Origin of the sequence: Chthoniobacter sp. (assembly GCF_040003245.1) — a bacterium.
Classification (GTDB): Bacteria; Verrucomicrobiota; Verrucomicrobiia; order Chthoniobacterales; family Chthoniobacteraceae; genus Chthoniobacter.
The window spans coordinates 1-10,851 of record NZ_JBDUCX010000234.1 but is presented as its reverse complement, the minus strand read 5'-3'; the positions used below and the strand labels follow the sequence as shown (position 1 = coordinate 10,851).

The window sequence follows — 10,851 nt, the reverse complement described above, 5'->3', positions numbered from 1 at the left end:
GACATCTACGCCGACGAACGCGTCGGCGGCAAAGTCGTGCTGACCATCATGGACGCGCTCATCGCCCAATACGCCAGCGGCCCGCGCTTCAATCCGAACTACGCCTTTCCCTACCACACCATCTACGCCAGCAAAGATCCGCTGGCCCTCGACTCCAACGCTTTCCGTCTCATCGAAGGCTGGCGCAAAGAGGCCAAGCTCCCCTCCATCGCCGAGCGCGCCCAGTGGCTGCGCGAAGGCGAGCAAATGGGCCTCGGCCATTTCGCGGAGAACAAGATCCTTCTCCACCCCGTCGATCCGCAGTAGGTCGCTTTAGGACTTCCGGCGCGCACACCAACGCTGCCCCATCGTGCGGTAGGCCGTCTCCACATCTCTCGCGAAACAAACAGCGCCCGTCAGCGGCGAGGCGGGCATCTGAGCGCGGAGAGTCGTTTGCAACTGCCGGAGGCGAGGACGGATTGACGAACAGGTATTATGGGAGGAACTCACACCGAGCTATCTCGCTATGAGACCCGGGAATTGCATCATGATTGTGAGTTGCGATTAAAAGCCCTCGTCAACCGGCACTGCGCTTGCTGGATCTACGTTGTGGACTCCCCAGGTTCTCCAACCAGGCCCTTTTCTCTCACGCTCAAACGCGCGCTACTGACCGCGCTTGTGGGCGCGATCTCTATCCACACGGTAAGCGTGGCCGATCCTATTGGAGGAATTCCAAGCCTCCCCCCGGGTCTCGATCCCCCGCCTTCAACACCAGTGTCCGTAGCACCTGTCGAGAAACGCCATTCACCGAACGAAAAACCCGACAAGCTGTTTCGGGCTTTTGTGGCCGCTTACCAGGCAAAGGAGCAGTGGAAAGCTTCGGATGCCGCGCACGCCCTCGTCCTCCAGCGGGAACGCGCTCTGCCGGTCCTGCCAAAAGTCCTGCAATTCGTCAAAGCTGTGCCCACGGACACGGTAGCGGATGGACAATCCTCAATGTACTGGAACGATGCCGCAAAAATCCTCGCTTCACTAGGCCCTGTCTCCGCGGTGCCGCTCGCCGACATGATCTCCGCCGGCGAGGCAAAAAACGCGTCCGTCCCGATCGGCGTCATTCGCACCGGCACGAACGTCATCGGAGCAAACGCCCAGGTCACCGAGGATCTCATCTTCACGTCCGTTCCTGTCTCGCGTTTCGACGCGATCGCCGATGCCTTCCGCCAGCTCTCAGTGGAGGCCATGCCAGCGGTGCCGAAGCTTATCAAGCTCATGGATTCTCCTTCCTGGGAAATTCGTGCCGAGGCGTGCCGCTGCATTGCGCCGATCGGTCCTCGAGCCAGCGCCGCTACGTTGCGGCTTCAGGCCTTGTGCGGCGATGTGGATGCGCACTGTCGCCAGGAAGCCCTGGCTGCACTGGCGCGGGTGGAGATCGATCCCCCGCGCGTGGTGCCGCTGCTGGCCAGTGCGCTTTCTGATAGCTCCGAAGATGTGCGACGGGAGGCCCTCAAGATCATTGCCGCCATTGGCCTACCCGCCGCTTCATTGTCCGACCAGATCCTTGCCCGTCTGGCCCGCACCGATCTGGACCCCGCAAAACTGCAAGGCGCCGAGGAGAAGTTCCTTGGTCCTCAGCTCAAGGAGACCGAACTCGGAGAAATATTGCGGGCTCTGGGAAGCTCCGGTTTGCGAGACGCGCAGCAATGCGATCTGCTCGTCGATCTGCTCACCCGCCCGGACGCGAGAATTAACGCCCAAGTTCGCCGCGCCATGGGAAAGTTCCTGAGCGACGCGGGCTCCAGTGCTCATCCCGCGATCGAGCGCTGGGTGCGAGCGACTGTGGATACCGACGACGAAACGCAAATCGTCGCAATGACCACCGCCGCCCACGCCAGACCCATGGAAGAGGGGTTCATGCGAAAAGTCTTCGAGCGAGCCAGCGTATTCCAAAAGAAATACATACCGGCGCAACCTTCGGCTCGTGAATGGCTAACCGGCGGCGCAGCTCCCCGGCAACGTTCACCGATGGAAGAGGCGGCTCGGGAACTTTTATATGCGCTCGACCGATGGGAGGTCGAATGGAGCAAAACGCGGCCCACCAATGGATCTCCTTTGCCGGAGTCGACCGCATCGACGGCAGAGGTCGAACACCTGATCGCCCAGTTCACGGCGGGCAACGAAGACGAACGCATTGAGGCCGTCCGGTTCTTAGGACAGATCGGCCCTCAAGCCGGCGCGGCCGTACCGGCTCTTCAATCATTCGTGGAAAGCTGGCAGTTTTCCATTTCCCCTCCTGACTTGAATGCCATCGAGGGCTGCTACGTCGCCCTCGCTCGCATTGCCGGCGATCCGGAACGTTGGATTCAAGATGCGGAAAAGCGCATCCTTGTCCCGATGCTCGCCCTCCCAAAGCGCGATGTTTGGGCGATGGGCAGTTTCACAGTCGCGATCAGAGACATCGGTGGCTCGCGCGCCTTTCCACACCTGATCCGCTGGATGAATGGCGACGACGCGGCCTTTGCGAGAGAAGCGATGGAAAGCGTGATTGTTCACGGTGCAAGCGATTCGGATTGGGCGGTGCAGGGGCTTCCCATCATCCTCAAAAATCGGAATTTTGATGTCGATCACCACCACCGATTTGCTCAATTCGTCACCGCAGCTGGACCTGCGGGAGCCCCGGCCATGAATGTTCTCGTTGGCTGTGTGGAGAAATATCGCCGGCGAAGCACTGACCCTGTGGAACAGGAGAAATGGGGCAAATCCGGGTGGTCGCGCTACTCGGGGGCGTCGGAAAATCAGCTACGCGAACTCCTGGCCGCTTTCCGAGCCATCGGTGGCACGGAGGCACAAAAGGCGGTGCCTGTGCTGCTGAAGCTGTATGAAGAGGAGCCGGTGGACGGAGAGTGGGCGCCGCTTTATGGAACGCCGCTACGCTGCGAGATTCTCGAAACCCTAAGGTTGCTCGGAGTAGACATTTACCGGCAGGCGGCGAAATGGGTTCCAAAACTAAGTGGCTCGTTGGAAACCGCCTACCCCGTACGGGAACGCCTCATCGAGCTGGGCGCCTACGGCAAGCTGGCCACGCCGGCGTTGCCGGCAATCATTCGCTATACTCGCCTGAATTCTGACAATCGCCAGGAGGCGCTCGACGCCCTTGCCAAAATCGCACCGGACGACGCGCGGGTAAAAGCACTCCGGCACGTGGCGCATTTCGACCGGAAACCGGAATAGAAACAGTGCGGCAGGATGATGCACGTCTACCTCGGCGCGTGCTGCCCGCAATCAGGAGATAGTGCCAGGCTAGCACGGTCGACCGCGCATTAGATGCCAGAGCGAGATCAGAGGTTCTTCGCAAGCTCAGAATGACGGGTAGGAGGGGCGCGCTAGCAAGTTCAGGAGGTGGTCCAAGCACTGAGCACTTCCGAGCGCCGCGGACGTTGACGCTACTTCCGGCGAGCCCTTACCCTCGCGTTCCCCCATGAACACTCCCCTCACCCGCTTCCTCCGGCTGTTCTCCCTCCTTTTCGTCGCGGCGATCTCCGCTTCCGCCCAGGATTTCAAAGTCGGTGTCGGACGCGCGGATATCACACCCACCGAGCCGGTGCGTCTCGGCGGTTATGCCTCGCGCACCAAGCCTTCCTCGAATGTCGACGCGCGCCTTTTCGCCAAGGCGCTGGCCATTCGGGATTCCACGGGCGCGACCACGCTCATCATCACCGCCGACACCATCGGCACACCGCGCTGGTTCAACGACGAACTGGCCACGCGCCTCGAGCAGGAGCTGAAGATCGACCGCGCGCACTTCCTCTTCTGCTGCTCGCACAGTCACTCCTCGCCCGTCGTCCACGGCGCCCTCACCGAAATGTACGGCCTGGACGAGAGCGAGGCGAAGGCGACGGAGAAATACACGCTCTTTTTCCTCGATCAATCCGTCGAAGCGGCGAAGTCCGCCGTGAAAGATCTCGAACCCGCCGCCCTGTCCTTCGGACGCAGTGAAGCTTTCTTCGCCGGAAACCGCCGGCAATTCGGCCCCAAGGGAGTCGGGTTTGGCATCAATCCCAACGGTCTCGTCGACCGCGATGTGCCGGTGTTGCGCGCCGTGCGCGAAGATCGCACGACCAAGGCCATCCTTTTTGGCTACGCCTGCCATTGCACCACAGCCGGGCCAAATGACGAGATCAGCCCCGACTGGGCGGGCTACGCGGAGGAGGAACTGGAGCATACCTACACCGGGGCCACGGCGCTTTTCATCACGGGCTGCGGCGCCGATGCGAATCCCAACCCGCGTGGCAGCCTCGCGCTGGCCCACGCGCACGGCCTTCAACTCGCTGGGGCCGTGGCCCGGGCGCTGAGCGAACCGATGCTGACCATCAGCGGCCCGATCTCCGCAGCCTTCGATCGCGTGGACCTCCCGGTCGACAAGACGCCTGACAGGGCCTACTACGAAGCCAAGCTCCTGGAGAAACCTCCCGCCACCCAACGCTATGCCCAGCGGTTTCTCGACCGCATCGCCCGCGGCGAGCCGCTCGCCACCAGCTATCCCGCGCCCGTGCAAGTCCTGCGCTTCGGCAACTCACTCACGCTCATCGCCCTGAGCGGTGAGGTCGTCGCCGACTACTCCTCCCGTCTCAAGCGCGAGCTGCCCGGTGAGCGGCTCTGGAACGCCGGTTACTGCAACGACGTCTTCGCCTACGTCCCCTCCATGCGCATCCTCACCGAGGGTGGTTACGAGGCGGACGCCAGCATCATCTACTACGGCCTGCCCACCCGCTTCGCCCCAGCGATCGAAGACACGCTCATCAACAAAGTCCTCGACCTGGTCAAGCGCACCGGCGGCACGGTCCCGGCCCCGGCGAAGAAATAGCCACTCACACGGGACCGGAGCGACGCGGAGCAGATTCCCTGGAAGATCCCGACAAGAGGAAAGACCCGATGAAAACTTACCATTGCGGTCAGAAAATGGAGCTGACCGCAATGGTAAATGGAAATTTCAATCCACGTCAAGTCCTCCCTTGAACGCACGGCGGTTGTCCTTTTGAGACTTCGCCTGCATATTTTTTTGAGGTGCCGTTTCCGTTCAGAACTCAATCACTGGACGCTACTTAGTCTGCGGCGCCGTTGTCGATGAAGGGCGGCTTGCGCAGGAAAAGATTTTCTACCGATCCGAATTGCGCTACAGCCCGCGTGTCCATGCTCCACTTCACGCCTGCGGGATCTGCTCGCTCGACGTTGGTGAACAGGCTGGTGGCTCTCGCCGCCGCCGCCACGGGTTTCCTCCCCCTCGTCTCGGAAGCCGGCGCGATCACGCCGGCCGACCGCTATCCCACCGCCGACGATCAGTACGAACTGCAATTGATCAATCAGGCCCGGCTGAGTGCCGATGGCCTGACCGTCCTCCATACGCTGGTCAGCAATAACCTGAATGCCATTACGCCTTCCACCACCGAAACGGCCCAGGATGGGACGCCATGGAAAGCCAATTTCTGGGTCAGCTCGATCCCGGAAATCGCCTACGCGATGAACTTCTACCACGTCCATCCCGGCGACCTGAAAAAGCAATATCTCGACCTGCAATTGCCGGGCTTTCCGCTGGCGTGGAATAGCAAACTCGGCAACACGGCGGCGGGCTACGACGATCTCGTGCTGGCCAATCAAGGCGCCGGACCCGGATGGCCGCACGATCTCGATCCCTATTCCAAGAACGGCACGTTCGATGACTTTGCCCAGCGTTATCTGGATGGCGGTTACGGTCCGCTCGCCGACCTGGACGCGTTGTCGGAAAATATTCTCGCCGATGGCTACAACAACGCCCGGTCGCGCTTTGCCGGTTACATGATCGACTGGGGCAACACTCCCGATGGAATCCAGGATCAGGATCCGAATTTTGGTTCCCATCGACTCACGCTGATGGACGATGGATTGTCGGAGGTCGGCATTGCGACCAAGCCAGGCTGGGACGCCGGAAAGTATTCCAATGTCGAGGAGTTCGGCGACCGCGCTTCGCCGCCGCCCGCCATCGTCGGCGCCGTCTATGTGGACTTCGATAAGAATGGCACTTACACGCCGGGCGAAGGCGTCGCCAGCGCCACCGTCAGTGCCCAACCTACCACCGGGGGCACGACCTTGCAGACGCGCACTTTTCGCTCGGGTGGCTATGTCCTGCCCGTTTCCAAGGCGGGCACTTACACCGTCACGGTGAAGGGCACGTTTGGCACCGTGAGCGCTGGGGCGGTGACGGTTGGGACGCGCAACGTGGCCTGCAATATTCTCTGCTCGAAGGGCCAGCCGTTCTCGGATTTCAACAGCGATGGCCGGCCGGATATCCTGATCGCCAATCTAAACAACGGTGTATCGACGATCTGGTATCTCAATAGTGGTTACCCGGCCGGCCAGCACCCCGGGCCGTTGATCCCGGTCGGCTGGACGGTGGTGAGCGTTTCCGACCTCAATGGCGACGGCTATCCCGACTTTCTGCTCTATCTCCCCGCCTCCCGGCGCGTGGTCATGTACTACCTGCACTTGAACTCCTATCTCGGCCAGGCGGACGGGCCCACCGTCCCCACCGGCTACACGCTCATCGGGGCGGAGGATTTCAATCGCGACGGCCAGATCGACTATCTGCTCTACAACGCCGCCGCGCGGCAATCCGCCATCTGGTATTTAAACGGGACCACCAAGATCGGCACCGCCACCGGACCGTCGCTCCTCGCCGGCTGGTCCATCGCCGGCGTCGGTGATTTCAATTCCGATGGCTGTCCCGACCTCGCTCTCTACAACAGCACCACCCAGCAGACGCAGATCTATTATCTCAACGATGCCAAGGTCCTCGGCAAAGCAAATGGCCCCACCATCCCCGCCGGCTGGGCACTCGTCGGTGTCGCCGATTTCGATGCCGAGGGGCACCCGGATTTTCTCCTCTCCAATAATACCACGGGCGAAACGCGGATCCTATTTCTGAAAGACACGACGCTGCTTCGGACGCTCAATACGCAGACGGTCCCCGCGGGCCAGAAGCTCATCTCGCCCTGATCGGAGCGGCTTCCCCGTTACTTCACCTTCGGCGCATCGAAGGTGGTGCCGTTCTGCGTATGCACCGCCTTGATCACCTTGCCGTCCTCGCCTTTCACGAAGCGCACGCTCGCCTTGACCACCCGCCATTCAAAGCTGTCCGCCGCCGTGGGAAAAATCGCGAGCTCCGGCTGGCCGGTGAGTTGGGCAAAGAGTTGCTGATCGTCGCGCTTCACCGTCATTACGGCGAATAGCCCGTACTGATACTGCCCGACAAAGGCATCGAGTTGTTCGGGAGTGAGGTGAACCGGATCCTCCGCCAGTCGTGGAGCACGAAAAGTATTGCCGCCCTGCGTGTGCTGCGCGGCGATGACCTCGCCCTTGTCATTGCGCACGAAATGCACGCGGGCATCGGCGATCTTCCAGAAAAACTCATCCACGCCCTTGGGAAAAATCTCGAACTTGTTCTGCCTGGTGAGTCGCGAAAACAGGCGGTCGTTATCCACCGTCACCGTCATGATCGCTCCCTGGTAGTCGTAGCGCCCGACATACGCCGCATACGTCCTGGGGTCGACGCTCTTGTCCTCCGCCAGTGGCGGAAGCCTGGCGATTTCCTCGGCGAGAAAGTGCCCAGGCATCGCATGCGTGATCACTGCGGGAGTGAGGCTCGGCGCGGACGGCATGGCATTGGCGAGGGCCACCAGGGTCACATGTTGCTGCGGCAGCCACATCAAGTTGCTCGACCAGCCGTGCAACCCACCATTGTGCCAAATCGTCGGGAGCCGCTCGATCTCGGACACGACAAGGCCGAAGCCATAGTTCAAGCCGTCCACGCCAGCAGGCAGCGGATTTGGCGTCGTCATGGTCTTAAGCGACTCGGCATTCACCACCCGCCCGCCGTGCAGCGCCTCGGTCCAGCGAAAGAGATCGCCCACCGTGGAATAAATCGCGCCGGCACCACCCGCCCACGACATGTCCCAATCGACCGGCGAGGTCGCCACGCCGTTGTTCACCGCATAGCCGCGCGCGGCCGCGGGCGGCGGCGCGGCGTTCACGTAAATGCCGGTGTCCTTCATCTCCAGCGGCTCGAAAAAGGTGGCGCGCAAATAATTGGCCAGCGATTGCCCGGAAACCTTGGCGACGATTTCACCGAGCAGAAAATAGCCGGAGTTGCAGTACTTGAAATTCGTTCCCGGCGCGAACTCCGGCGCATCCTTCGACATCGAGGCGATCAGGTCCGCCGGCGCGATGGGCTTCGTCACCCCGGCAAGGAAATCCGGCCGGTCCGTGTAGCTGTGCAGACCGGAGGTGTGCGTGAGCAAATGGCGCAACGTGATCTTCGACGCATTCGGAATATCGGGAAAATATTTCGCCAGCGAATCGCTAGTCGACAGCTTGCCCTGCTCGGCCAGCTTCATGATGGCGGCGGCGGTGAATTGCTTCGTCACCGAGCCGATGCGGAATTTTGTCTCCGGCCTGATCGGTGTTTTCTTCTCCACGTCGGCCAGCCCGTAGCCCCCCTGGAAAAGAATCTTCCCATCGCGGGCCACCAGCACCGCCACGCCTGGCATGTCCGCCTTGGTCTCGGCCCGCAGATGCTGCTCCGCCCATTCTTCCGGCGTCTCGGCGAAGAGTCGAGGCAGGAGCAACCCGGCTAGAAGCGAAACGCGAAGGAGGAGCAAGATCATGGGAGCAAAGGGGGTGACACAGGAGGAATAAGCCGATGCCCAGGCTTGTTACAATCCATCCTTCCAGTGGCCCCCTGCGCGGCCCCTGCCGATTCAACTCAACTCAGCAACCAGTACAGACAACATTGAAATTCAGAAGGTCGTCCACAAACCCGAGCAATTCCGAGGGCGATACCGGCTTCGGCAATGTGGGCACCCGTTCGGCCGCTGCTTCGGCCCGGGTCAGGCCACCGGTCACGAACGCGATCGGCACGCCACGCAAGCTGGGCTCCCTCTGGAGCCTGGACGCGACGTATCCGCCATCGGTGCCGTCGATCTCCTTGTCGAGGAGGATCAGGTCGGGGCGAAACTCGAGCGCCGCCTCGACCGCATGGGCGCCACAGGATTCCTCGCGCACCACATAGCGGCCGGTGCCTTCGAGAATGATTTGGAAGATGGTGGTCAGCGCGACCTCATCGTCCACATGGAGAATGCGGAGGGCGTTCATCGGCCGCGGAGATTGCGGCGGCGCGGGGTGGCTGGCTGCCGGACAAACACATTGAGGAACAACGCCACACGGGCCGAGTCCGGGATGGTATCAGGAGGGGTCTGACGGATGATTTTCATAGGTGCCTTTGATAAAGCCTCAGCCGTGCCCACGCCCATCGGGGAGACTAAGTAGATTGCACCGGGGAAATCCCGCACACCAGTTAACTCCTCGATCAACACGGCCGTCGCGTCCCAGTCAGATCTTCGCTGTCCAAGTCCCAGCCCCCGTCCCGGAATACGCCCCTGCTACTCGTGATTCCGGCTCAGGATCTCGCGGAGGCCGGAGACGGGGGCAGGCTGAAAGCGGGCCGTCGTGCAATCAGCGCGAGTTTCGACCCTCCATTGATGCTGCGCGGCGAAGACGGTGATGCGGCGGCGGCGTTCCGAGGCATCGATGCGTTCGCCCCTCCACAGCAAGCTCAGATCCTCTGAACTGGCCACATAGTGGTTGCGCTCGGAAAGCGCTTCACGGATCCGCGCCCTCAACTGCAGCCACGGGATATCCGGAGATTCGCCGGTCGAGACTGCCGTCTTTGACCCAGTTTTGCCGAGCGGTGTGACAGTATTCATACAGGTGAATTTTTTGAATATGGCAGGGGCGCAGGACGCGCCGACAAAGTCTCGCAGCAGACTCTCATAGACAAGGCGGCGCGAAGTTCGTTCAACACATGCTTGCTTTCGCTCTTCGCCGGGGGGATGGATGGGATCGTCTTGGGAAATTTTTCCCAGGCCGGCTTTTTCTCCCCATGAAGACCATCATTGCCCTCGTCGATTTCTCCGATGTCACCCCACGGGTCCTCGACCAGGCGACCATGCACGCCCGCACCTACGGCGCGCGACTCATTCTCGTCCATGTCGTCCCGGCGGAACCAGCGGTCGTGGAGTTTGGCATCGCCTCGCCCACGCTGATGCAGCCCCCGTCGCAACGGCGGATCGAGAAGGATTACAATCAACTGCTCAACCTGCGCGATTCGCTGGCCAGTTCCGGCGTTCCCGTCTCGGCGCAGCAGCTCGAGCAGGCGGATATCGGGAAGGTGGTCGGCCTCTGCCACAACCTGGAGGCGGATCTAATCGTCGTGGGCACCCACCACCATGGCGCGCTCTATCAGTTCTTCATCGGCACATACACGGCGGATATCTTGAAAAAGGCGCACTGCCCGGTCCTAGTGGTGCCCTCCGCGCCAGCGCAGACGGCCTGACTCCGTTCTCTGCGCAGTAGCGCCCGTCCCGCAAGTCGCTTGCGCCCCTCGCGGAGCCGCACCATGGTCTGCGCACCATTTCGATGAGCGAGCATGATGGAAGAAAACCACCGGCGGCCTGGCTGAGCCAATTGCGCGAGGCGGGCCACTGGGATCGGTTGATTGAGATGGCGGGCCGCAGCCTCACGGTGGACCCGAATGACCCGGAGACGCACCGGCAGATCGCCTGGGCCTATGCGGCCAGTGACCGCCCGGCCAGGATGAAACCGCACGTCGATTTCCTGCTCCACACAGAGCCCGAACACGCCAGCACGCACCATCTCGCCGCCGTCTTTCACCTCGATCTCCAGCGGCACAAACAGGCCCGGCCGTACATCGAGACGCTGCTACGGATGGACGCGAATTCCGCCACCTATCACTACCTCGCCTGCCTGCTCGCCCTGCGGGAAAAC

Annotated in this window: 9 protein-coding genes and 1 pseudogene; 6 read left to right on the top strand and 4 right to left on the bottom strand. The window is 61.7% G+C overall.

All coding sequences use genetic code 11. From position 1 onward, the window contains the following. The 4 genes and pseudogenes from ABJF10_RS24715 to ABJF10_RS24700 all read left to right on the top strand — a co-directional run. Positions 1-306 (top strand): annotated as a pseudogene (locus ABJF10_RS24715) (DUF362 domain-containing protein); the annotation flags it as partial. A gap of 447 nt (positions 307-753) precedes the next feature. After that, positions 754-3,207: a HEAT repeat domain-containing protein gene (locus tag ABJF10_RS24710; RefSeq protein ID WP_348547295.1), complete on the top strand. Its 2,454-nt coding sequence runs from the start codon at positions 754-756 to the stop codon at positions 3,205-3,207. Positions 3,208-3,454: 247 nt separating this feature from the next. Next, entirely contained in the window at positions 3,455-4,840 is a 1,386-nt protein-coding gene (locus tag ABJF10_RS24705) for a neutral/alkaline non-lysosomal ceramidase N-terminal domain-containing protein (RefSeq protein WP_348547294.1), read from the top strand. Between the two features lie 326 nt (positions 4,841-5,166). Further along, a complete protein-coding gene (locus ABJF10_RS24700) occupies positions 5,167-7,005 on the top strand; it encodes an FG-GAP-like repeat-containing protein (RefSeq protein WP_348547293.1) in 1,839 nt (612 codons plus the stop codon). A gap of 17 nt (positions 7,006-7,022) precedes the next feature. Here ABJF10_RS24700 and ABJF10_RS24695 read toward each other — a convergent pair whose 3' ends face one another. From ABJF10_RS24695 to ABJF10_RS24680, 4 genes are all read right to left on the bottom strand, one after another. Then, the gene (locus ABJF10_RS24695) at positions 7,023-8,672 is read right to left on the bottom strand and encodes a serine hydrolase (RefSeq protein ID WP_348547292.1); all 1,650 of its coding nucleotides are present in this window, start codon (positions 8,670-8,672) and stop codon (positions 7,023-7,025) included. 103 nt (positions 8,673-8,775) lie between these two features. Then, complete coding sequence (locus tag ABJF10_RS24690) at positions 8,776-9,159, bottom strand: response regulator (RefSeq protein WP_348547291.1); 384 nt, start codon at positions 9,157-9,159, stop codon at positions 8,776-8,778. After that, positions 9,156-9,278, bottom strand: a complete 123-nt coding sequence (locus ABJF10_RS24685; protein WP_348547290.1) for a hypothetical protein — start codon at positions 9,276-9,278, stop codon at positions 9,156-9,158. Before ABJF10_RS24685 ends, ABJF10_RS24690 begins: the two co-directional genes overlap by 4 nt. A 168-nt stretch (positions 9,279-9,446) precedes the next feature. After that, complete coding sequence (locus tag ABJF10_RS24680) at positions 9,447-9,770, bottom strand: hypothetical protein (protein ID WP_348547289.1); 324 nt, start codon at positions 9,768-9,770, stop codon at positions 9,447-9,449. Between the two features lie 176 nt (positions 9,771-9,946). On the opposite strand from ABJF10_RS24680, the gene ABJF10_RS24675 reads away from it, so the two are divergent. Both ABJF10_RS24675 and ABJF10_RS24670 read left to right on the top strand, forming a co-directional pair. Further along, positions 9,947-10,399 (top strand): universal stress protein, encoded by a 453-nt coding sequence (locus ABJF10_RS24675; protein WP_348547288.1) that lies wholly within the window; start codon positions 9,947-9,949, stop codon positions 10,397-10,399. 83 nt (positions 10,400-10,482) lie between these two features. Continuing rightward, a partial coding sequence (locus ABJF10_RS24670) for a hypothetical protein (RefSeq protein WP_348547287.1) occupies positions 10,483-10,851 on the top strand: 369 nt, incomplete at its 3' end.

Excerpts from the sequence above, each read along its gene's own strand:
- ABJF10_RS24685 (WP_348547290.1), bottom strand. The coding sequence starts at position 9,278 with ATGAAAATCATCCGTCAGACCCCTCCTGATACCATCCCGGACTCGGCC.
- ABJF10_RS24695 (WP_348547292.1), bottom strand. The coding sequence starts at position 8,672 with ATGATCTTGCTCCTCCTTCGCGTTTCGCTTCTAGCCGGGTTGCTCCTG.
- ABJF10_RS24690 (WP_348547291.1), bottom strand. The coding sequence starts at position 9,159 with ATGAACGCCCTCCGCATTCTCCATGTGGACGATGAGGTCGCGCTGACC.
- ABJF10_RS24705 (WP_348547294.1), top strand. The coding sequence starts at position 3,455 with ATGAACACTCCCCTCACCCGCTTCCTCCGGCTGTTCTCCCTCCTTTTC.
- ABJF10_RS24680 (WP_348547289.1), bottom strand. The coding sequence starts at position 9,770 with ATGAATACTGTCACACCGCTCGGCAAAACTGGGTCAAAGACGGCAGTC.
- ABJF10_RS24700 (WP_348547293.1), top strand. The coding sequence starts at position 5,167 with ATGCTCCACTTCACGCCTGCGGGATCTGCTCGCTCGACGTTGGTGAAC.
- ABJF10_RS24675 (WP_348547288.1), top strand. The coding sequence starts at position 9,947 with ATGAAGACCATCATTGCCCTCGTCGATTTCTCCGATGTCACCCCACGG.